The following is a 20,432-nucleotide window of genomic DNA, read 5'->3' as shown; positions in this document are numbered from 1 at the left end:
CCTATGGAACAACCATCTCACGAAGGAAGCCAGGCATGCTCGAGCACCTCACGATCCCGCGCGGCCCCATCAACCTCGCCGCGGACCTCCACCTGCCCGACGACGCCGACAGCGGCGCACCGCTGCGCGCCGTGGTGCTCTCCACCCCGGGCAGCAGCGTGAAGGAGCAGATCGGCGCCCATTACGCCTCCCGTCTCGCCGCCCGCGGCATCGCGGCGCTCGTCCTCGACCCCGCCCACCAGGGTCGGAGCGAGGGCGAGCCCCGCGACCTCGAAGACCCCTACCGCCGAGGTGAGGACATCTCCTACGCCATCGACGTGCTCACCACGACCCCCGGCATCGACCCGCAGCGCATCGGCGTCCTCGGCATCTGCGCCGGTGGCGGCTACGCCGTGCACACCGCTCGCACGGACCACCGCATCAAGGCGGTCGGCACGGTCGTCCCCGTCAACATCGGCGCCGCGTTCCGCAGCTTCTCCCCCGGCGGTCCGGCCGCAGCACTCGACGCCCTCGCGGACGCACGGACCGAAGAGGCCAGCTCCGGCGAGACGACCCGCGTGAACTGGCTGCCCGACACCCTGGAGGACGCCACGACAGCGGGCCTGACCGACATCGACACCACTCAGGCCGTCACCTACTACCGCACCGAGCGCGGCGGCAACGAACACTCCACGAACCGGCGCCTCTTGCGCAGCGACTCCCTTCTGCTGGGCTACGACGCGTTCCACCTGGCCGATCGGCTCATGACCCAGCCACTCCAGGTCATCCTCGCCGGACGCATCGGCAACACCGGCTCCTACGACACCGGCATGCAGCTGTGGAAGCTGGCCCCTGACCCCTTCGACCTCATGGTGATCGACGGCGCCGGCCACTACGAGATGTACGACGAACCCGAATACGTCGACGCTGCCGTCGAACGACTCACCAGCTTCTATGCGAGCAACCTGTAAGGCTCCAGGCCGATGTGGGTGCCGCCGAACAATCGGTAGCGGACCAGGTCGATACTGTGCCGGTGCTCACTCAGGAAACGGCCGGTGAGCGGGGGCCCGGGGTGCTGATCGTCCGGCGGGGTGTGGTGCACCGATGAGTTCGCCGTCCTCGAACGGTCTGCCCAGCGACCCGACCGTTCTCGACTGGAGTGCCATGTCCACCATCCAGCCAGTGATCCTGTCCGCCGACCTCGACGTCCTGATCGGCTTCTACACGGAATTGTTCGGCGCTGAGAAGACCTTCCGGATACCGGAGGAAGGCCCCGCCTTCTACCTCGGCCTGCGCATCGGCGACACCGACCTCGGGCTGGTGGCCAAGAAGAAGAATCCGGGGACCCGGGCGCAGCCGCGGATCCTGCTCAGCATCGCTGTCGACGACGTCGACGCGACGCTCGCACGGGTGGAGGCACTGGGCGGCACGGTCAGCGGAGCCCCCAACGACATGCCCTGGGGGCAGCGCGTCGCCCACATACAGGACCCCGACGGCAACCCGGTGAACCTCACTCAGCCGATCCCGGGCGGGAACGCGCAAGCCCGCCCCGCCTGACCGGATCTCCGACCGGCCACTTCACGACGCCGGGCAGGGGCATGTCGCCGGTGAGGAAGTCCAGCACGTGCGGGGTGATGGACTTCGGCGAGTACCTGGCCCACCGGCGCGACGGTGTCAACGAGTTGATCTTCCACCACCTCGCGGAGTACGTGCACGACATCGAGTTGCCGGCCTCGGTGCGGAACCTGCCCGCGATGGCGCAGGCCCGCGCCCGCGCCTCGGAGTGGATCGGCCTCTACAACGACATCCACTCCGCTCCGGAGGAAGCGGCCGTCGACTACCTGCACAACGCGGTGCTCATCGTCCGGGAACACCGGGGATGTTCCCTCCAGGAGGCGGCGGACGCCGTCGCCGGGGTCGCCGACGGTCTGATGGCCCAGTTCGACGCGGCTGCCGACTCGGTCCCCGAACAGCTCCACGCGCTGCCCGGGGGCACTCCGGATCGGACGCTGAAAAGCGCTCCCGACCAGCACCGATGGACCGGCCCTTCAGCGTCGGCCAGGTGCAGCCGAGTGCCGCGAGAAGCAGCCTCGGGACACGTCCCGTGGGCTATTCGCGGGATCGGACATTCCTTTCCTTCTTCGCACAGACAGACATAGAGAGCGCCCCGAGGGTTGACCTCGGGGCGCCGTGGCGTGGCGCCCCGATCAGTTGTTCCGAGCGGCATCGGCCTCTTGTCGCCGGGACGGACCGCCGCCGTCCGCATCGCCGGGAGAGTCGGCGACGCCGCTCGACGGCGTCCCGCGGAAGGACAGCAGAAGCGCGAGGGCGCATCCGCAGGTGATCGCCCAGTCGGCGAGGTTCATCACGCTGAAGCCGCGGACCGCGATGAAGTCGACCACCGCCCCCTCCATGCCGCCGGGGGAACGAAAGAGACGATCCGTCAGGTTTCCGAGCGCTCCACCCAGCAGTAGCCCCAGGGAGAACGCCCACGGCGTACTGGCCAGTCTGCGCGACACCCGGACCACGGCGACAGCGACGGCCGCGGCGATCAGTGTGAAGACGATGGTCATCGCATGGCCGAGGCCGAAAGCCGCGCCGGGGTTCCGCTGCACCCGCAACACCAGCCGGCTTCCGATCAGCGGCACGGGCGTACGCCCCTCGAGCCCCGCGACCACCGCCACCTTGCTCGCCAGGTCAAGGGCATACGCAGTGGCGGCAACCACCCACAGCACCCACAGCCGCCTGGGTGGAGCGGACGCAGGACCGCTTGTCACGTCGCTTGCCGTCACGTTCCCTCTCCGGTTCCCCTTGCCCCCGGTCGCGCCGCGGGCAGCACTTTCCTCTGAGGAAAGTACCCAGTATTTTCCTCAGAGGAAAGTGCCAGGAGTGCTCCGTGCTCGTCTCTCCCGGTCATGACGAGAAGCAGACCCCCAACGACCACGCGCCGGAAAGAGAGACGTCCCCGTGAATCCCGTCGATGCACAGAACGCACTGGCTGACATCCGTCGCCGCGGTGAGCAGTCCCGTGACGCGTACCTCCGGTTCGGGCACTCCCGCACCGCCGTGCTGCTGTTGACTCTGTCTGTCTTCCTGGCCTTCGCCTCCTTCGACCTGCCGAACCCGTGGGGAGGGGCGATGATCCTCCCCGAGGCGGTCCTCCTCGCGGTCATGCTGGTGGCATACCTGCATCGTTCGCCCGTGCGCCGATCCATCACCACCCGCGAGGCAGCGCTCGGTGCGGCGGTCGGCACCGCTCTCGTGGCCGTCTTCAAAGGACTGGCGGCCGCGGTGCGGGCAGGCGGTGTCCCCGCCCCGCACACGGCCGCGGCGGCCCTGCTCTGCGCGGCCGGGGCCGTCTGCCTGACCCTCGCAGGTCGCCGAGGGCGACCCTGATGGACGCCTCGTTCGACGAGTTCCTGCACGCACCGGCACGGCTGGCGATCGTCGCGCTGCTGGCGCCCGTCGGCTGGGCCGACTTCACGTTCGTCCGGGACTCGGTCGGTGCCAGCGACTCCGCACTCTCCAAACAGTTGTCCGCCCTCGCCGCCAAGGGCTACGTCCAGGTCCGCAAGCAGAAAGCCCTCCGCGCGCAGCGCACCCTGGTCCGCCTCACCCCCGAGGGGCGCGAGGCGTTCCGCAGGCACGCCCTGGCCCTCGAACGCATCGCCGCCGCGGCCCGGGCACCCGAGCCGGACAGCGCGGACCCGCCAACCTGAGCGTCGCGGGCCGGCCGCAGAATCGACCGTCTCCGGGATCGGCTGTGCAGCGGGGGTGAGGCGATCGCAGCCGGATGCGCCCGGCCGCGAGGACGAACCCGACCACCACGGCCGACTCACCCGTGCCGGAGTGGATCGAAGCGGTCATCGACCCCCTCGAACCACCCGTTGCAGCGCGCTGTTGACGGCCGTGGTGCTGGTGTCGAGGAGGTCGGCGACCTCGGCGGCACGCCAGGCGAGCACGTCCCGCAGGATGAGGACGGCCCGCTGCCGGGGCGGGAGCCGCTGGAGCGCGACGACGAGGGCCAGCCGTACGCTGCCGCGGGCGGGGGCGGGACTCATCGTTCGCGTTCCCGGGGCGGGTGCTGTGCCGTCGCCGCTCCGCGCGGGCGGGCCAGGTAGCCCTGCACGGCCCGGTGCAGGGTGCGGTTCACCGTTCCGTGCAGCGGCAGTTCCCACTCGCCCAGTGTCTCCACCACCTCGCCGCCCGTGCCGAGTTTCCAGCGCAGCAGTCCGAACTCCCTGTCCCCCGGGTCCAGCGTCGTCGGGACACCGCGCATGTCGTACGCGGACGCGCCCTCCCCGTGGGCGTCGCACAGCATGCGCCACTGGAGCGCGTTGCTCGGCCGCACCTCCCTGCGGTGGTCGGCCGAGGCGCCCGTCTGGTACCAGGCGCGGGCGCCGTCCGGCGACCGGATCAGTGTGTGCGCCGCGAGGATCTCGCCGCCGTGCCGCGCGGTGTAGAGCCGCATCGTCCCCGGTCCGTCCGCGTTCAGCGCCGCGTACTGGCGCTCGTAGTACGCGAGGGAACGTCCGAGACGGAACCCGTCGCGGCGTTCCGTGACGCCGAGCAGGCGGTGGAAGTCGGGCAGTGCCCCGGCGTCCGCGACGTCGGTGCGGACGCCGGCGCGGCCGGCCCGCTTCACGTTGCGGCGCCACTCCTGGTTCAGCCCGGTCCACAGGTCGTCCAGCGACCGTCCGGCCAGCGGCACTTCGAGGACGAATCGCGGCTGCGCGTCGTCCTGGCAGCGCCGCCAGCCCGCCTCCCCGAGCCGGTCGGCCACCGCGGCGCCCAGCGGCTCCACGCGGTCGGGCAGCACGTCCCGGACGCGGCGCCCGTGCCCCACCGCCTGCTTGAGGGTCCCGGCGGACCAGCGGCGGTACGGCAGCGGCGGCCCGATGCGCACGGTGAACGCGCCCCGCTCGCCCAGCCAGGCGCACAGGGGCGCGAGCCAGCGTTCCGCCAGGTCGGGCGCCGACCAGTCGAGGACCGGCCCCTCCGGCAGGTACGCGAACGACCGGCGGACCCCCGGCAGCCGGCGGAACAGGACGAGCGCGGCACCGGCGGGACGTCCGTCGGCGCCGAACCAGCCCACGCCCTCCGCGCGCCAGCCCTCCTTCACGAGCGCCCACGCCGGGGACTGGAGGAAGCTGACCCCGCCGAGCCCCGCGTCGGTGGCCGCGCGCCGCCCCCGCAGGTGGTGGCCGTGCTCGGCGGGCGACAGCGCGCGCAGCGAAAGACCGGTGGCCGCCGGTGACATGGTGATCGGCACCCGACATCCCTTCGACGTTCCCGAACCGGCCCGGACGGACCCGTTCGCACCCACCACGCGCGGCGGCCCTGGGTGGTGACAGAGAGATTCCCGACACCGCCCGTTGCTGACGGCGCGTGCCCCGCGCGGGCAGAATCCGGTGCTCGTGGGACTCCTGGGACAGCCGCGTGACATGGCGGACGGCGGCGCGGGCCGGCGTGCGGCACGATGACGGAACGGCCCGGCGGGCGGCCGGACTTCGAGGAGTTCTACGCCGCCACCGCCCGTCGTCTCGTGACCGCCGTCTACGCGCTGACCGGTGACCTCACCGACGCCGAGGACGCCGTCCAGGAGGCGTACGCGCGCGCCTGGCAGCGCTGGCGGCGGCTGTGCGCCGAGGGCGACCCGGCGCCATGGGTGCGGACGGTCGCGCTGCGCCTGGCCGTCAGCACGTGGCGCAAGGCCCGCAACCGGCTGCGGGCGCAGCTGCGGCACGGTCCGCCGCCGGACGTGCCCGCGCTGTCGCCCGACCATGTCGCGCTCGTCGGCGCGCTGCGGCGGCTGCCGGACGATCAGCGCACGGCCGTCGTGCTCCACCACCTGCTCGACCTGCCGGTGGCCGAGGTGGCCCGGCAGGCCGGGGCGTCCGAGGTCGCGGTCCGGGCGCGGCTCAGCCGGGCGCGCCGGGAGCTGCGGCGCGTGCTGGCCGACGATCCGCGGCCCCGGCGGGGCGTGTCCGTGCCCCCGCTCCCCTCCGAGGAAGGCATCCGTGCGTCATGACCGACCGCTCGACGGAACCGATGGCCGACGACCCGCCCGACGACCCGCGGGACGCGGCCGTAGGACGGCGGCTGCGCTCGTTCGCGCACGAGCTGGACGCCGTCGTGACGCTGCCGGGGGCGGCGGCCGCCGTGCGGCGGGGGGAACGCCGGCGCGCCCGCCGGGTGGCGGCGTCCGCCGCGGCTGTCGCCGTCATCGCCGCCGGCCTGTGGCAGGGGGCACTGCGGCAGGAGGGCGGGGCTCCCGTGATGGCCGCTTCCCCGCCCGGCGCGTCCGGCACGGGTGAGGGGGCGGCGATCGGCCCGGAGCCCGGCCTGCTGCCGTGGGACGACGAGCTGTCCTGGCACGAGGTGGCGGGGACGAACGCGGTGTTCCCGGGGCTCACGGAGTGGCAGGCGGCGTGCGGCTGGTCGCCCCGGATCACGGAGACGGCGGGGACGGGCGGCCGGGTGCGGTACTACGCGGGCGACGAGGGGGCGGTCGCCAGCTACGAGGAGCTGGACTTCGCCGGCGCGAAGGAGGCCGCGTCGACGGCGGCGGCGATCCTCGACGCGGACCGGTGCGTCGTCGGTGTGTGGCCCGACCGGGGCGCCGGGAAGGACGGCGGTGCGGACGTGGGCGGTCCGGGGGCGCGGGGACGCGTCGCGGACGTGGTGCTGGACAGCGGCGCCCGCGGCCGGGTGTACGTCGTGTGGGACGGGGAACGGCTGGCCGTGCTGCGGGTGTTCCGCGAGAACGGGGGCGCGGCGGCCGACCCGTGGGGCGACGCGCAGCCGGACGCGGTGGCCGCATGCCTGGCGGCCGGGCTCACCGCCACCGCCGACGGCACCACCCGGGCATCCTGCGCCGCCCTGCGGGAGAACGCCGCCGCCGGCGGGGGCGGTTGAGGTCTCCGGGCGGGCCGTCCGCCGGTCAGTAGGGCAGGCCGATCAGGCCCCAGCCGCGGTGGGCGGCGGCCGTCACGATGGCGCCCCACTCGCGCAGGAGGGCGGTGGCCGCGTCGAACGAGTCCGGGCGGCCCGCCCATCCGGCGGACACGGTGTCGAAGGGGGTTCTCAGTTCCTCCAGGCGGGGTTCGGCCCGCCGCCACGCGCCGGCGAGCGCGGGCATGCCGTCGGGCGGGCACAGGAGCAGCAGGTCGGGCCGCCACGGCTCGGGGTCGCCGGGGAAGCCGGCCGCGGCCGGCGGCCCGTCGTCCGTCTCCGTGCCGGGGCCGGTGTACGGGCCGTCCCAGAACAGGCCGCACAGGAACGTGTCGAGCGCGTCGCGCAGGTCGGGGGCCACCCGGTCCCTGACGTCCTCCCATGCGTTGCCCAGACGGAAGTGCCACCCGTACGAGCCCGTGGTGTGCACGAACCGGTATTCGGCGCACCACGGCGGTTCCTGCCCCCGCGGCCACACCCAGCCGCCGTCCGGGCGGCACTGTTCCTCCTCGCACGCCGCGCAGCAGAACGGCGGGTACGCGGCGTCGTCCAGTGCCGCCATGCGTGCGCCGGGCGGTATGCGCGCCAGGTGCCGCCAGTCGGCCATGAGCACGGTGATGTCGAGTCCCACGCGTGCAGGCTACGGCGGACGGCCGGTTCAGCCCTTGGGCTGGGTGAAGCGGATGCGGTTGCCGAACGGGTCGCGCAGGCCGCAGTCGATGCCGTAGGGGCGTTCCGTCGGCTCCTCCGTGAACTCGACGCCGCGCTCCCGCAGCGTCTCGTACGTGCCGCGGCAGTCGTCGGTGGTGAGGATGAGCCAGCCGCCCATCGCGCCCTTCGTCACCAGGTCGCGGACCTGCTCGGCGGTCTCCTCGGACATGGCGGGCGCGCCCGGCCGCTCCAGCAGGATCTGGCGTTCCGGGTGGCCGGGGACGCTGACGGTGAGCCAGCGCATGAAGCCCATGTCGATGTCGGCGGCGGTCTCCAGACCGAGCTTGCCGACGTAGAAATCGAGGGCCTCGTCCTGGTCGAGGACGTATATCTGCGACTGCGTGATGGCGTTGAACATGGGTATGACGCTAGTCGGCGCCGGGCGGGAAAACTTATCCGGAACTGCTCGATGCGGGGCCGGTGCCCGGCCGTGTCCACGCCATCGCGAAGCACGTCGGGACGGCGATGGTCGCCGTCTCCTTGCGGTAGGCCCTGGGCGAGCGGCCGACGATGTCGCGGAACGTCCGGCTGAACGTGCCGGTGCTGCCGAAGCCGACCTCGAAGCAGATGTCGGTGACGCTGCGGCCGGTCGTCCGCAGCAGGAACATGGCCCGCTCGATGCGGCGGCGCTGCAGGTAGCGGTGCGGTGTCTCGCCGAACGTCGCGCGGAAGACGCGGATGAAGTGCGCCTGTGACACGTGGGCGATGCGGGCGAGGGCGGGGATGTCCAGCGGCTGCGCGTAGGCGCGGTCCATCGCGTCCCGCGCGCGCAGCATGCGGCGGTTCGTCTCCTCCACGGCGCGGCTCACGGCACCATCCCACCACGGAACGGCGCGCGGGCGGCCCGGGTGTTCAGGGGGCGGGCAGCGGCGGCTGGCCCGGGCGGGCGCGCAGGCCGTCGAGGACGATCGTCAGGTAACGGCGCCACGTGCCGGAGGGCGCGTCGCCCGGCAGCGCCATCACGGCGTCGATCATGGCGGCGATCGGCGCCATGTCGTTTTCGGTGACGCCCTCACGCAGGGTGCCCTGGGCGCGGGAGCGGGCGAGCAGGGTCCGGCAGTGCGCCGCGATCTCCTCCCGCGCGCGGGCCGGGCGGGTGCCGTCGAGGGTGCCGTGGCGCATCAGTTCCCGCAGGCCGCGGTTCCGGGCGGCGCGTTCGAGGGCGTGGGTGAGGAAGCCGGCGAGCGCGGTGAAGGCGTCGCCGGCGGCGAGGGCGGCGCGGGCGGCGGCGGCGATCTCGTCCAGTTCCTCGGTGAAGACGGCCTCGGCGAGGGCCTGTTTGTCCGGGAACTTCCGGTAGACCGTGCCGACGCCCACCCCCGCGTGGTGCGCGACGTCGTTCAGCGTGGCGGCGAGGCCGCGCTCGGCGAAGACCTCCCGGCCGGCCGCGAGGACGCGGCGCCGGTTCCGTTCGGCGTCGCGGCGTGGCGGACGCTCCCCCGGCGGGGCGTCGTCCCCGTGCCGCGTGTGCTCGCCCATCCGCCGCCCTTCCGTCCGCGCACCGTCCGGATACAGCCTATCCGTTTCGTGGTACGGTCCCGGACCGGAAGCGGATATCGGATATCCGTATCGCGGCGGGCGGAAGGGGAACGGCGTGGAGACCGTCGTCATCACCGGCGGAACGGACGGGCTCGGCAGGGGGCTCGCGCTGCACCATCTGCGCCGGGGGGCACGCGTGTTCGCCGTCGGCAGCACACCGGCCAAGGGCGAGGCGTTCCTCGCGGAGGCCGGCACCGCGGGAGCAGGGGACCGTGCCGTCTTCCTGCGGGCCGACCTCACCTCGGTCGCCGCGGCCGGCGACCTCGTCGCCACCGTCACGCGGGCCTGCCCCGTCGTGGACCGGCTCGTCCTGTGCGCCCAGCGCTACCGGCTCACCGGCCGCCGCAGCGTCACCCCCGAGGGCTTCGAGCACAGCTTCGCGCTCGCCTACCTGAGCCGCTACGTCCTGGGCCACGGGCTGCGGCCGGTCCTGGAGGCGGCGCCCCGGCCGGTCGTGATGAACGTCGGCACCCCCGGCGTCCCGCTGGGCCGCGTCCACTGGGACGACCCGCAGCTCACCCGCCGCTACGGCGGCACGCGGGCCACGCTCCAGTCGTTCCGCGCCAACGACCTGCTCGGCGCGGCGTTCCCGCTCCTGTACCCCGGCTCGCCGGTCCGTTACATCGGCTACAACCCGGGCATGGTGGCGACCGGCATGCCGGACCACCTGCCGCAGCCGCTGCGCGCCCTGACCAAGGCGGCCTTCGCGGTGGTCGCGACATCCGTGGAGAAGGCCGTCGTCCCGATGGCACGGCTGCTGGACGACCCGCCGGACGAGCCGTTCACCGCATGGCGCGGCCGGCGCCGGCTGTCCGTCACCTCGCGGGCGTTCGACCGGCGATCGGCCCTGCGGCTGCACACGCTCACGCGGGAACTGCTCGACGGGACGACGGCGGCGGGCACACGCTGAGCCTGTCCGACGCTCGGCACACCGGAGCTGCTCGACCGGTGGGACGCGCTCCCGGGGCGGATCGGCCCCGCGCAGGCCGGCCGGGGAGGACCCGGAGTCGTGGGCGCGGGAGTGCGGCGGCAGCCGTCGGCGTGCCGCCGGGGCGGGGTGCCCCTGGCCCGGCGGCGCCCGACCGGCCGTCGTCCCGGGCCGTGGGGGTGCCCGCGGCCCGGGGCGGGCGGGTCAGCCTATTTCGGTCCAGGTGAAGGCGACTTCGTCGCCCTCGTCCAGGAGGAGCTGGCAGCCGCCGACCGTCGCCTCCGCGCCGTTGACGGTGAGCAGGTAGAAGTGGTCGGCGTCCTGCGGCCGGCCGTCGATGCTCGTCACCAGGTAGTCGTCGAACGACGCGTACCAGACGCCGTCCCAGTCGAAGCCGGCTCCGTCGGCCGCGTCGTCCAGGGCCGCGGTCGGGGTGGCGCCGGCGGTCGGGTTGGCGCCGGCGTTGGTGCCGTCGCACAGGTGCGCCGCGCCGGTCGCCGGGGTGACGGTGTGGCCGGTCGTGGTCACCTCGCCGTCGAACACCACGCCGTCGGATGCGGTGACGGTGAGGGTGACGGTGACCGGGTCGGCGGCGGCCGCCGGGCCGGCCGTGGCACCGGTGAACGCCAGCGCGGCGGTCACGACGGCGGTCAGGGCGGTTCCGGTGCGGCGGGTCAGGGGCAGGTGCATGGACGGACTCCTTCGTCGTGGTGGGGAGGACGGGTCAGTGCGTGGCGCGGCGGCGGCGTGCGACGAGGGTGGCGGCCGCTCCCGCCGCCAGCAGGGCCGCGGCCAGGCCGACGAGGGGCAGGGGGGAGCTGCCGGTGGACGCGAGGCTGCCGTCCGGGACGACACCGCCGGTGCCGCCCGTGTCCGTGCCGCCCGTCGTCGTGCCGCCGGAATCCGTCCCGCCGGTGGTCGTGCCGTCCGTGGTCGTGCCGCCGGTGTCCGTCCCGCCGGAGTCGGTGCCGCCGGTGGTCGTGCCGCCCGTACCGGTGTCGTCCGGGTCGGTGTCGTCCGGGTCGGTGTCACCCGGGTCGGTGCCGCCGGAGGTGCCGTCGTCCGGGTCCTGCGGGTCGCCCGGCTCGTCCGGGTCCTGCGGGTCGTCGGTGCCCGGGTCGCCGGACGCGCCGCCGTCCGTCTGCCCCTCGTCCGGCGTGCAGTCGATCCCGGACACGCCCGGCGTGGTCGTGGCCGGCGCGTCGATGTCGCCGAGCGGGACGCCCGCGAGGGCCGGGACGACCTGGGCGGTGGAGCGCAGCGCCATGCCGTCCGCGACCGGGTCCAGGTAGCCGACGGCGCCCCGGTCCCCGGCGGCCCCGGCGCAGCCGACCTGCATCGCGCGCAGCCAGGTGACGCCCAGGTCGGCGGCCTCGTCCCGGCCGCCGGCCACGAGGGCCTGCACGGCGAGGGCCGTCGAGTTGCTGTTGGGGACGGCGGTGGCGTTGTAGCCGAAGCCGCCGTCCTCGCCCTGCCCGTCCTCCAGCCAGTCGAGGGCGGCGTCGGTGCCGTCACTGTGCCCGGCGGCGATCAGGGCCTGGACGGCGAGCCCGGTGCTGTCGGTGTCGGAGGTGCAGCGGTCGGGGTTGCGGCGCAGCGACAGAGGGAAGCCGCCGTCGGCACACTGGGTCGAGGCGAGGAAGTCCACGGCCAAGTCGGGGAGGTCGCCGGTCCGTTCCAGGGCCAGGACGGCGAGGGACTGGGAGAACTGGTTCGACATGTCGCCGGCCGACCCGGCGTCGCTGATCCGGCCGGTGTCCTGGAGACCGGCGAGCAGCAGGGCGGTGAGGTCGAGGCCGCCGAAGTCCGACGGGTCCCGGTGCTCGGCCGCGGCGACGAGGGCGAGCTTCGCCGTGCCGCCGGCGAAGACGGTCCCGCTGTCGGGCGCGCCCCGGGTGACGTAGTCGGCGGCGTTCTCCGCGAGCCAGTCGGTCGCGGCCCGCTGGGCGTCGCCCGCGGTGCCGGTGGAGGCGAGGCCGAGGACGATGTCGGCGGTCAGGCCGTGGTCGCCCGACGCGTTGCTGCCGTCGGTGAGCTGGGCGACGGTCCAGGTCGCGGCCGCGGCGGCGGGGTCGGCGAGGTCCGGCGGCGCGTCGGCGCGGGCGGCGGTGCCCGAGCCCGCGAGCGCGGCCGAGGCGAGGAGGGCGGCGGTCAGCAGGGTGGCGGCGCGGGGCCGCTGGGGTCTGGTCATCGGATGGGTGCTTCCTTGTCGTCGGCGCCCGGTGGGACGCCGGTGGCGGTGTCGCCGGCGGCGGGTGCGCGGCCGGCGAACGTCACGGGGGTGTCGAAGGCGGCGCGCCGCGCGGCGCGGCGCAGGGTGGTGAGGACGGCGGGGCCGAGGGCGCAGACGGTGAGGACGTTGGTCACCGCCCGGCCGGTGTCCCAGCCGATGGTGGAGGTCACCAGGGTGTAGAGGAGGAAGGTGCGGAGGTTGGTGGTCCAGGGCGCCTCGGGGTCGATGGACAGGTCGGTGCCGGTGCCCGTCGCGTAGGGCCAGAACCACAGGTTCATGACGAGGCCGAAGGCGTACGCGGACACGGCGCCGTAGGCGGCGAGGAGCGCGATCTCGGCGCGGCCCGTGGGGCGGCGCGGCAGCAGCCCGGCGCCGAGCCCGACCCAGCCGGCGGCCATCATCTGGAACGGCAGCCACGGGCCGACGCCGGCCGTCAGCAGGGCGGAGGCGAACAGGGAGACGGCGCCCAGCGCGAAGCCGAACCCGGGGCCGAGGACCCGTCCGGCCAGGATGAGCAGGAAGAACACCGTCTCGATGCCGGCGGTGCCCGCGCCGAGCGGGCGGAGCGCGGCGTTGACGGCGGCCAGGACGCCGAGCAGGGCGAGCGTCCTCGGGTCGATGCCGCCCTCGGACAGCTCGGCGAGCACCAGGGCGATGACGACCGGCAGCAGCACGACGAAGAGCAGCGGCGCGTGACCGGCGTGGGCCATGGCCTGGGGCTGCGGCGGGCTCAGGAGCGGCCAGCAGAACATGGCGAGGCCGATGGCGCTCGCGACGCACAGGACGGCGCTCGCGCGGGGGCCGACCCGCAGCGCCGTGACGCGTGCCGCGCGGCGGGGCCGGGTGCCGCTCATCCGGCGGCCCCCGCCAGGGCGTCGGCCACCTGTTCGGGCGTCAGCCAGGGCTGGGGCCGCAGCACCTTGGCGACCTGGGGGGCGAAGGAGGGCGACGAGCACAGGATGTGCGCGGTCGGCCCGTCGGCGACGACGGCCCCGTCGGCGAGCACGGTGACGCGGTCGGCGGTCGCGGCGGCGAACTCCACGTCGTGCGTGGCGACGAGGACGGTGGCGCCGCCGTCGGCGAGGTCGCGGACGATCCGGCCGAAGGCGCGTTTGGCGTGGTAGTCGAGGCCCCGCGTCGGCTCGTCCAGCAGGACGGCCTTCGGCGCGGCGGTGAGCTGGACGGCGAGGACGAGGGCGAGGCGCTGCCCCTCGGACAGGTCCCTCGGGTGCCGGTCGTCCGGTACGCCGGGGGCGATGCCGTCCAGCAGGGCACGGCAGGTGCCGGGTGCGGCGGCCGACTCGGTGTCGGCCTGGGCGCACTCGTCGGCGACGGTGTGGAGGTAGAGCAGGTCGGCGGCGGACTGGGGGACGAGCCCGACGAGGGCGCGGGCCTCGTGCGGCGGGCGGCGTGCGGGGTCGGTGCCGTCCACCGCGACGCTGCCGGAGCGGCGCGGACCCGAACCCTGGAGCGCCCACAGCAGGGAGGACTTGCCCGCGCCGTTGCGTCCCATGAGGGCGGTGACCTCGCCGGCGCGCAGGGTCAGGTCGAGGGCGCGGACGGCGACGGTCGCGCCGTGGGTGACGGTCACCCTCCTGGCGTCGAGGACGGTCGCGCCCCCGCCGTACGCGGTGGCGGGCCGCGGTGGCACGAGGCCGGCGAGGCGGTCGCGGAGTTCGGGTGCCCGGCGGCGCGCGTCGCGCACGGACAGCGGCAGGGGCCGCCAGCCGGCGGCGCGGCCGAGGTGGACGACGGGCGGCGCGACGTCGCAGTCGGTCATGAGGTCGGCGGGCGTGCCGTCCCTGACGGTGCCGTCGCCGGGCAGGTGCAGCAGGCGGTCGGCGTACTGGAGGACGCGTTCCATGCGGTGCTCGGCGATCAGGACGGTGGTGCCGAGGTCGTGGACGAGCCGCAGCACGGCCGCGAGGACCTCCTCGGCGGCGGTCGGGTCGAGCGCGGAGGTCGGCTCGTCCAGGACGAGGACGGCGGGGTGGGCGGTGAGGACCGATCCGATGGCGACCCGCTGCTGCTGGCCGCCGGAGAGGGCGCGCAGCGGGCGGTGGCGGAGCGCGGCGAGGTCGAGGAGGTCGAGGGTCTCCTCGACCCGCTTGCGCATGACGTCCGGCGGGATCGCGAGCTGCTCCATGCCGTAGGCGAGTTCCTCCTCGACGGTGTCGGTGACGAAGCCGGCGAGCGGGTCCTGGCCGACGGTGCCGACGAGGTGGGCGAACTCCTGCGGCGGATGGTCCTCGGTGCCCTGCCCCGCGACCGTGACGCGCCCGGCGAGGGTGCCGCCGGTGAACCGGGGCACCAGGCCGTTGACGGCGCCGAGCAGCGTGGACTTGCCCGCGCCGGTCCGTCCGGCGACCAGGCACAGTTCGCCCTCGGACACGGTCAGGTCCACGCCGGCCAGGGCCGGGCGGGAAGCGCCGTGGTAGGTGAAGCCGACGTCCTCGAAAGTGATCACGCGGTGGCCTCCTCGGGGACGGCGGACGGCGCGGGGACGGGCGGGGGCGGGGGTGGCGTCAGGACGGCGGGCAGCAGGCCCGTCAGCACGGCGGCGACCGCGAGGGCCGACACGTCGGGCCACACCGGCGGCGCGAGCGGCGGGTTGAGGACGGCCGGATCGACGCGGTCGGCCCACAGGGCGAGCGCCGCCGCGCCGAGGCCCGAGGCGGCGGTGAGGAGTTCGGCGGCGCGCCAGCGGTCCGGGCGGTAGCCGCTGCGGCGCACCCGCCGCCCGCCGAGCGCGAACCCGGTCACGGCGACGGCGGTGCCGGCCAGCAGCATCGGCGTCCCGAGGTACGCGGGGGACGAGGCGTCGAGCAGCCCGTACAGGCCGGCCGCGATGCCGAGGAGCCCGCCGAGCACGAGGACGCCGACCAGCAGCCGCGTACGGGCCGGGGTGCCGCCGGTGCGGCCGTACCCGCGCGACGCCATGGCGGCGGCCAGGGCAAGCGCGCGGTTCAGGGCGTCCTCGAGGACGGGGACGACGATGCCGCGCAGCGCCCGGCGGCCCTTCTCGCGGGCGCCGCGCAGCCGCCGCGCCCGGCGTACCCGGCCCACGCTCTCGACGAGCTGCGGGGCGACGGTCAGCGCGACCACCACGGAGGTGCCGACCTCGTACAGGGCGCCGGGCATGGCCTTGAGCATGCGTTTGGGGTCGGCGAGGGTGTTCGCCGCGCCGACGCAGATCACCATGGCGGCCAGCCGCAGGCCGTCGTACGCGCCGCCGAGCACCTCCTCGGCCGCGACCGGGCCGAGCAGGCGCAGGCCGGTGGAGTCGGGCAAGGGGATCTCGGGCAGGGTGAGCAGGATCGTCTCCCCGCTGCCGCCGCCGAAGACGACGCGGAACAGGACGCGGGCCGCCACGATCACCCCGCCGAGGACGACGTACATGCGGAACGAGAGCGCCCAGGGCGCGTCCGTGCGCCGCCGCGCCACGACGCAGCCGGCGGCGGCGAGGAGCAGGGCGAGGAGGACGGGGTTGGTCGTGCGGCTCGCCGCGGCCGCGAGGCCGAGTGCCCACAGCCACCAGGCGCCGGGGTGCAGCGCGCGCGGCAGGAGTCGCGGTGTCATGCGGCGTCGTCCGTCCGTGCCTCGGCGGTGCGGCGCCGGCGCCTGGCGGCGAGGGCACCGCCGGCCGCGAGCGCGGCGACCAGGGCCAGCACGGCGACGGTGGCCGGGGAGGGGCCTCGCGACGACCCGTCCCGTTCGGCGCGTTCCTGTTCGAACTCCTCGTCCTCGCCGCTCCAGGCCGGGGCCTCGGAGGGGGCGGGGGCCGTGGTCCCGTCCGCGGGGGCGGGGGTCGTGGCGTCGTCGTCCGGCCCGGTCGGCCCGTCGTCCGGTGTGGCGGTGGCGTCGTCGTCCGGGGTGGGCGCGTCGTCGGGGGACGGGTCGGCGCCGGGGGCCGACGGCTGCCCGGCGGGCGGGGTGTTCCCGCCGTCGCCGTCGGAGGGGTCGGTGCCCGCGGTGGAGCCCGGGTCCGGGCCGGCGCCGGAATCCGAGCCGGACGAGCCGGAGGACGAGCCGCCGCTGCCGCCCGGCGCGGTCCCGCCGTCGTCCCCGTCGTCCCCGCCACCACCGTCCCCGCCGTCGTCCGGCACGGGACGGACCGGGGCGACACCGGGCGGCGGCGCGTCGTCCATCTCCCGGTCCAGCGAGAACGACCAGCCCTCGAACGTGCCCTCCGCCGGGGTGCGGTACGAGGCGCCGCGCTGGCTGTACGTCCAGGACCCGCCGTTCTCCGCGTGCCAGTACGACCAGTACGCCGAGGCCGGCGGGGTGTCCGTGCAGGGTTCGGCGTCCACGCCGGGGCGGCCGTTGATGCGGCAGACGAACGAGTCGCCCCACCGGCTCGTCCCGGTGATCTCGAACCCGGCGGCCCGCAGCGCGGCGAGGCCGTCGGCGGGCGCGTCCGGCGCGCAGCGCACGACCTGCCCGCCGCCCAGCTCGCGGAAGTCGACGACGACCGTCACGCCGGCGGCACCGGGGCAGAACCCGGGGGTGCCGGCCGCCGTGGGCTGCGCGGCCCGTGCGGCGGTCGGCGGCAGCAGGGCCTGCAGCAGGACGAGGAGGACGGTGAGGGCGGCGGCCCGTATCCCGACGGCGCGGGCGGCTTCGGCGCGGAGCGGCATCGCGGGCCTTTCGCTGGGGCAGGCGGACCCCGCGCGACGCCCCGGACATCGCGAAACCCCTGGCGCGCTCGTGTGGAGGAGCGGCGGCAGGGGCCGAGGGGCCGGAGGACCCAGGGCTCCACTCTGCAGACCGTGACAGTGGGAAGCAGTGCACGCGTGCGGCGAGCATTCCGGCTCGTGACGGCCCCCAGGGGCGTCACTCACGGTTGCAGGTCAGCGCCGGATTCGCACCGGCTTCCCTCGTTCGCACACGCATTCAATTGTCGGAAGCGGCCCGGACAACCGTTCGGTCGCCGGTCCGCCGCACAACTGTACGCGCCGGGTGGGCCCATGACCAGACGGTGGGGCGCAACCTCACCGGGAGTGACGACCGCGCCCGTGGCGCGGCCCGGATGTTTCACCCGGCGGCTCCCGGCCACCCGTGTCACGGAGGCGGCTGACCCGGCGGCGGGCGCGGCCACGGACGACGGGGAGGTCGACCCATGCGAGCGGTGACGATCGAGCCGGAGCGGAAGGATTCCCTGACCGTCTCCGAGCTTCCCGACCCGACCCCCGGCGAGGACGACCTGCTCGTCGAGGGCATCGCGGTCGGCGTCTGCGGGACGGACCGGGAGATCGTGACGGGCGAGTACGGCGCCGCCCCGCCGGGCAGGGACCGCCTGGTCCTCGGGCACGAGTCCTTCGGCCGGGTCAGGCGGGCGCCGCACGGCAGCGGCTTCTCCCCCGGCGACCTCGTGGCCGGCGTCGTCCGCCGCCCCGACCCCGAACCGTGCGGCGCCTGCGCCCGCGGACAGTTCGACATGTGCCGCAACGGCCGCTACACCGAGCGCGGCATCAAGGAGCGCGACGGCTACGCGGCCCAGCTCTGGACCGTCGAGGCGGCCTACGCCGTCCCGCTCGACGCCCGCCTGGCCGACGTCGGGGTCCTGCTCGAGCCGACCAGCGTCGTCGCGAAGGCCTGGGACGAGATCGAGCGGATCGGCGGCAGGGCCTGGTTCGAGCCGCGGCGCGTCCTCGTCACCGGCGCGGGGCCGATCGGCCTGCTCGGCGCCCTCCTCGGCGCGCAGCGCGGCCTGGACGTGCACGTCCTCGACCAGGTCACGGACGGCCCGAAGCCCGCGCTGGTCGAGGACCTCGGCGCCACCTACCACACGGACACGATCGACCGCGTGCTCGACGCCGTACGCCCCGACATCGTGCTGGAGGCGACCGGCGCAGGACCGCTCGTCCTCGGCGCCCTCGCCGGCGCCGGCGCGTACGGCGTCGTCTGCCTGACGGGCGTGTCCACCCCCGGCCGCGACCTGACCGTGGACGCGGGCGGCGTCAACCGCGCCCTGGTCCTCGGCAACGGCGCGGTCGTCGGCTCCGTCAACGCGCGCACCGACCACTACCGGCGCGCCGCCGACGCGCTCGGCGCGGCCGACGCCGGCTGGCTCGGCCGCCTCATCACCCGCCGCGTCCCCCTCGACCGCGCCCCCGAGGCGTACGGCGGGAAACACCCGGACGACGTGAAGGTCGTCGTCACGCTCGACGGCCCGGACGCATGACACGCCGGCTGATCGAGGACTACGCCCTGCTCGGCGACCTCCACACCGCAGCCCTGGTCGGCCTCGACGGGTCAGTCGACTGGCTGTGCCTGCCCCGCTTCGACTCCCCCGCCTGCTTCGCCGCGCTGCTGCACGACGACAGCGCGGGACACTGGCGGCTGCGCCCCGAGGGCGCCGACCGCGCCACCCGCCGCCGCTACCGCGAGGACACCCTCGTCCTGGAGACGGACTGGGAGACCCCGGACGGCACCGTGCGCGTCATCGACTTCATGCCGGTGCGCGGCGAGGCCGCCGACATCGTGCGGCTGGTCGAGGGCGTCAGTGGACGCGTGACGATGCGGATGGACCTGCGGCTGCGGTTCGACTACGGCAGCATCGTCCCGTGGATCACCCGGGAGGGCGAGGATCTGCAGGCGGTCGCCGGCCCCGACGCCGTGTGGCTGCGGACGCCCGTGTCCCTGGCGGACGAGGGCGGCGGCACCACCGCGCGGTTCACCGTGGCGGCCGGGCAGCGCGTGCCGTTCGTCCTCACCCACCGGGACTCCCACCTGCCGAGGCCGCACCCGGTCGATCCGGAGCTGGCGCTGACGGAGACGGCCGACTTCTGGCGCGGGTGGCTCAGCGGCTGCGCGTACGAGGGGCGCTGGCGCGGACCCGTACGGCGCGCCCTGATCACGCTGAAGGCCCTCACGTACGCGCCGACCGGCGGCATCGTCGCCGCCGCGACCACCTCGCTGCCCGAGCAGCTCCGCGGCCCCCGCAATTGGGACTACCGCTTCTGCTGGCTGCGGGACGCGACGTTCACGCTCCAGGCGCTGCTGGGCACCGGCTTCACCGACGAGGCCCGCGCGTGGCGGGAGTGGCTGCTGCGGGCCGCGGCCGGCGACCCGGCGGACCTGCAGATCATGTACGGCCTCGACGGCAGGCGGCGGCTGACCGAGACCTCGCTCGACTGGCTGCCGGGCTACGCGGACTCCTCACCGGTACGGATCGGGAACGCCGCGGCGGGCCAGTTCCAGCTCGACGTGTGGGGCGAGGTCCTCGACGGCCTGCACCTGGCGCGCGAGGCCGGGCTCGCGCCCATCGACAGCGCGTGGGCCGTGCAGCGCGCCCTGCTGGAGTACCTGGAGGGCAACTGGGACCGCCCCGACGACAGCCTGTGGGAGACCCGCGGCCCGCGCCGGCACTTCACGCACTCCCGGGTGATGGCGTGGGCCGGTTTCGACCGGGCGGTGCGCGCCGTGCGCACCCACAACCTGCCCGGCCCCGCCGACCGGTGGGCCGCGCTGCGCGACCGCGTGCGCGCCGAGGTGTGCGAGAAGGGCTACGACGCCGGGCGCAACACGTTCACCCGGTCGTACGGCTCGCCCGACCTGGACGCGGCGCTGCTGCTCCTGCCGCGCGTCGGGTTCCTGCCCTGGGACGACCCGCGGGTGCACGGCACGGTGCGGGCCGTCCAGAAGGAGCTGTGCGAGAACGGCCTCCTCCTGCGGTACCGCACGGAGGACGGCGGCACGGCCGACGGGCTGCCCGGCTCGGAGGGCGCGTTCCTGGCCTGCTCGTTCTGGCTGGCCGACGCCCTGCACGGCACCGGCCGCACCGCCGAGGCGGAGGAACTGTTCGAGCGGCTGCTCGGCCTGCGCAACGACGTCGGCCTGCTCAGCGAGGAGTACGACCCGCACGCCCACCGCCACCTGGGCAACACGCCACAGGCGTTCAGCATGGTCGGCCTGGTGAACACCGCCCAGCGCCTCGACGGCGCGCACACGGAGACACACACCGGGTAGCCGCCGGACGCGGACCGATCCGCCGGGGCGGCGGGGGCGGCACCCCCGCATGTCGGGATCCGGCACGTCCTTCGAGGTGATCGACTCGGTCCTGATGCCCTGACGCACCGGCACACC

The 20,432-nt window shown here is 75.1% G+C and carries 22 protein-coding genes, 1 pseudogene and 1 riboswitch; of the genes and pseudogenes, 10 read left to right on the top strand and 13 right to left on the bottom strand.

Annotated elements, in window-relative coordinates; genetic code table 11:
- Positions 1-35: 35 nt before the first annotated feature.
- The 3 genes from EMA09_RS20715 to EMA09_RS20705 all read left to right on the top strand — a co-directional run bounded on the left by EMA09_RS20715 (position 36) and on the right by EMA09_RS20705 (position 2,138).
- Complete coding sequence (locus EMA09_RS20715) at positions 36-950, top strand: alpha/beta hydrolase (RefSeq protein ID WP_129842488.1); 915 nt, start codon at positions 36-38, stop codon at positions 948-950.
- A gap of 193 nt (positions 951-1,143) precedes the next feature.
- Positions 1,144-1,536: a VOC family protein gene (locus tag EMA09_RS20710; RefSeq protein WP_129844167.1), complete on the top strand. Its 393-nt coding sequence runs from the start codon at positions 1,144-1,146 to the stop codon at positions 1,534-1,536.
- Positions 1,537-1,586: 50 nt separating this feature from the next.
- Positions 1,587-2,138 carry a terpene synthase family protein gene (locus EMA09_RS20705; protein ID WP_129842487.1) on the top strand — a complete coding sequence of 184 codons (552 nt, stop codon included), beginning with the start codon at positions 1,587-1,589 and terminating at the stop codon, positions 2,136-2,138.
- Positions 2,139-2,186: 48 nt separating this feature from the next.
- Here EMA09_RS20705 and EMA09_RS20700 read toward each other — a convergent pair whose 3' ends face one another.
- Positions 2,187-2,771 carry a signal peptidase II gene (locus EMA09_RS20700; RefSeq protein ID WP_129842486.1) on the bottom strand — a complete coding sequence of 195 codons (585 nt, stop codon included), beginning with the start codon at positions 2,769-2,771 and terminating at the stop codon, positions 2,187-2,189.
- A gap of 175 nt (positions 2,772-2,946) precedes the next feature.
- On the opposite strand from EMA09_RS20700, the gene EMA09_RS20695 reads away from it, so the two are divergent.
- The gene (locus tag EMA09_RS20695; RefSeq protein WP_129842485.1) at positions 2,947-3,375 is read left to right on the top strand and encodes a hypothetical protein; all 429 of its coding nucleotides are present in this window, start codon (positions 2,947-2,949) and stop codon (positions 3,373-3,375) included.
- Positions 3,375-3,698: a transcriptional regulator gene (locus tag EMA09_RS20690; protein WP_129842484.1), complete on the top strand. Its 324-nt coding sequence runs from the start codon at positions 3,375-3,377 to the stop codon at positions 3,696-3,698. Before EMA09_RS20695 ends, EMA09_RS20690 begins: the two co-directional genes overlap by 1 nt.
- 165 nt (positions 3,699-3,863) lie before the next feature.
- Here the strand turns inward: EMA09_RS20690 and EMA09_RS20685 are convergent.
- Positions 3,864-4,025 (bottom strand): annotated as a pseudogene (locus EMA09_RS20685) (sigma factor-like helix-turn-helix DNA-binding protein); the annotation flags it as partial.
- A gap of 11 nt (positions 4,026-4,036) precedes the next feature.
- Positions 4,037-5,251 (bottom strand): peptidoglycan bridge formation glycyltransferase FemA/FemB family protein, encoded by a 1,215-nt coding sequence (locus EMA09_RS20680; protein ID WP_240796488.1) that lies wholly within the window; start codon positions 5,249-5,251, stop codon positions 4,037-4,039.
- A gap of 207 nt (positions 5,252-5,458) precedes the next feature.
- On the opposite strand from EMA09_RS20680, the gene EMA09_RS20675 reads away from it, so the two are divergent.
- Positions 5,459-6,010 (top strand): SigE family RNA polymerase sigma factor, encoded by a 552-nt coding sequence (locus EMA09_RS20675; protein ID WP_129842483.1) that lies wholly within the window; start codon positions 5,459-5,461, stop codon positions 6,008-6,010.
- Positions 6,007-6,897 carry a hypothetical protein gene (locus EMA09_RS20670; RefSeq protein WP_129842482.1) on the top strand — a complete coding sequence of 297 codons (891 nt, stop codon included), beginning with the start codon at positions 6,007-6,009 and terminating at the stop codon, positions 6,895-6,897. The genes EMA09_RS20675 and EMA09_RS20670 overlap by 4 nt, the downstream gene beginning before the upstream one ends.
- A gap of 25 nt (positions 6,898-6,922) precedes the next feature.
- Here EMA09_RS20670 and EMA09_RS20665 read toward each other — a convergent pair whose 3' ends face one another.
- The 4 genes from EMA09_RS20665 to EMA09_RS20650 are packed head-to-tail and all read right to left on the bottom strand — an operon-like array spanning position 6,923 to position 9,123.
- Positions 6,923-7,564 (bottom strand): secretory pathway Sec39 family protein, encoded by a 642-nt coding sequence (locus EMA09_RS20665; RefSeq protein ID WP_240796487.1) that lies wholly within the window; start codon positions 7,562-7,564, stop codon positions 6,923-6,925.
- Between the two features lie 27 nt (positions 7,565-7,591).
- A complete protein-coding gene (locus EMA09_RS20660; protein WP_129842481.1) occupies positions 7,592-8,002 on the bottom strand; it encodes a VOC family protein in 411 nt (136 codons plus the stop codon).
- A gap of 34 nt (positions 8,003-8,036) precedes the next feature.
- The gene (locus tag EMA09_RS20655; RefSeq protein WP_206305976.1) at positions 8,037-8,453 is read right to left on the bottom strand and encodes an AraC family transcriptional regulator; all 417 of its coding nucleotides are present in this window, start codon (positions 8,451-8,453) and stop codon (positions 8,037-8,039) included.
- A gap of 43 nt (positions 8,454-8,496) precedes the next feature.
- Positions 8,497-9,123: a TetR/AcrR family transcriptional regulator gene (locus tag EMA09_RS20650; RefSeq protein WP_168220772.1), complete on the bottom strand. Its 627-nt coding sequence runs from the start codon at positions 9,121-9,123 to the stop codon at positions 8,497-8,499.
- Between the two features lie 115 nt (positions 9,124-9,238).
- Between EMA09_RS20650 and EMA09_RS20645 the strand changes: the two genes are divergently transcribed.
- Positions 9,239-10,093 (top strand): SDR family NAD(P)-dependent oxidoreductase, encoded by an 855-nt coding sequence (locus tag EMA09_RS20645; RefSeq protein ID WP_129842479.1) that lies wholly within the window; start codon positions 9,239-9,241, stop codon positions 10,091-10,093.
- 222 nt (positions 10,094-10,315) lie between these two features.
- On the opposite strand, the gene EMA09_RS20640 is transcribed toward EMA09_RS20645, so the two are convergent.
- The 6 genes from EMA09_RS20640 to EMA09_RS29085 are packed head-to-tail and all read right to left on the bottom strand — an operon-like array spanning position 10,316 to position 16,981.
- Positions 10,316-10,801: a DUF4430 domain-containing protein gene (locus EMA09_RS20640; RefSeq protein WP_129842478.1), complete on the bottom strand. Its 486-nt coding sequence runs from the start codon at positions 10,799-10,801 to the stop codon at positions 10,316-10,318.
- Positions 10,802-10,835: 34 nt separating this feature from the next.
- Positions 10,836-12,302 carry a prenyltransferase/squalene oxidase repeat-containing protein gene (locus EMA09_RS20635; RefSeq protein WP_129842477.1) on the bottom strand — a complete coding sequence of 489 codons (1,467 nt, stop codon included), beginning with the start codon at positions 12,300-12,302 and terminating at the stop codon, positions 10,836-10,838.
- Positions 12,299-13,198 (bottom strand): ECF transporter S component, encoded by a 900-nt coding sequence (locus EMA09_RS20630; RefSeq protein WP_129842476.1) that lies wholly within the window; start codon positions 13,196-13,198, stop codon positions 12,299-12,301. The genes EMA09_RS20635 and EMA09_RS20630 overlap by 4 nt, the downstream gene beginning before the upstream one ends.
- Positions 13,195-14,811 carry an ABC transporter ATP-binding protein gene (locus tag EMA09_RS20625; protein ID WP_129842475.1) on the bottom strand — a complete coding sequence of 539 codons (1,617 nt, stop codon included), beginning with the start codon at positions 14,809-14,811 and terminating at the stop codon, positions 13,195-13,197. Before EMA09_RS20625 ends, EMA09_RS20630 begins: the two co-directional genes overlap by 4 nt.
- Positions 14,808-15,923, bottom strand: coding sequence for a CbiQ family ECF transporter T component (locus EMA09_RS20620; RefSeq protein WP_129842474.1), 1,116 nt, complete (start codon positions 15,921-15,923; stop codon positions 14,808-14,810). The genes EMA09_RS20625 and EMA09_RS20620 overlap by 4 nt, the downstream gene beginning before the upstream one ends.
- Positions 15,920-16,981: a hypothetical protein gene (locus EMA09_RS29085; RefSeq protein ID WP_240796486.1), complete on the bottom strand. Its 1,062-nt coding sequence runs from the start codon at positions 16,979-16,981 to the stop codon at positions 15,920-15,922. Before EMA09_RS29085 ends, EMA09_RS20620 begins: the two co-directional genes overlap by 4 nt.
- Positions 16,982-17,123: 142 nt before the next feature.
- Positions 17,124-17,274, bottom strand: a riboswitch (cobalamin riboswitch).
- Between the two features lie 189 nt (positions 17,275-17,463).
- Here EMA09_RS29085 and EMA09_RS20610 point away from each other — a divergent pair.
- Positions 17,464-18,528 carry a glucose 1-dehydrogenase gene (locus EMA09_RS20610; protein WP_129842473.1) on the top strand — a complete coding sequence of 355 codons (1,065 nt, stop codon included), beginning with the start codon at positions 17,464-17,466 and terminating at the stop codon, positions 18,526-18,528.
- Positions 18,525-20,315: a glycoside hydrolase family 15 protein gene (locus tag EMA09_RS20605; RefSeq protein WP_129842472.1), complete on the top strand. Its 1,791-nt coding sequence runs from the start codon at positions 18,525-18,527 to the stop codon at positions 20,313-20,315. Before EMA09_RS20610 ends, EMA09_RS20605 begins: the two co-directional genes overlap by 4 nt.
- Positions 20,316-20,432 lie beyond the last annotated feature (117 nt).

The organism is Streptomyces sp. RFCAC02, from assembly GCF_004193175.1.
Classification (GTDB): domain Bacteria; phylum Actinomycetota; class Actinomycetes; order Streptomycetales; family Streptomycetaceae; genus Streptomyces.
The sequence above is the reverse complement of the archived record's forward strand: the minus strand, read 5'-3'. Positions and strand labels throughout refer to the sequence as shown.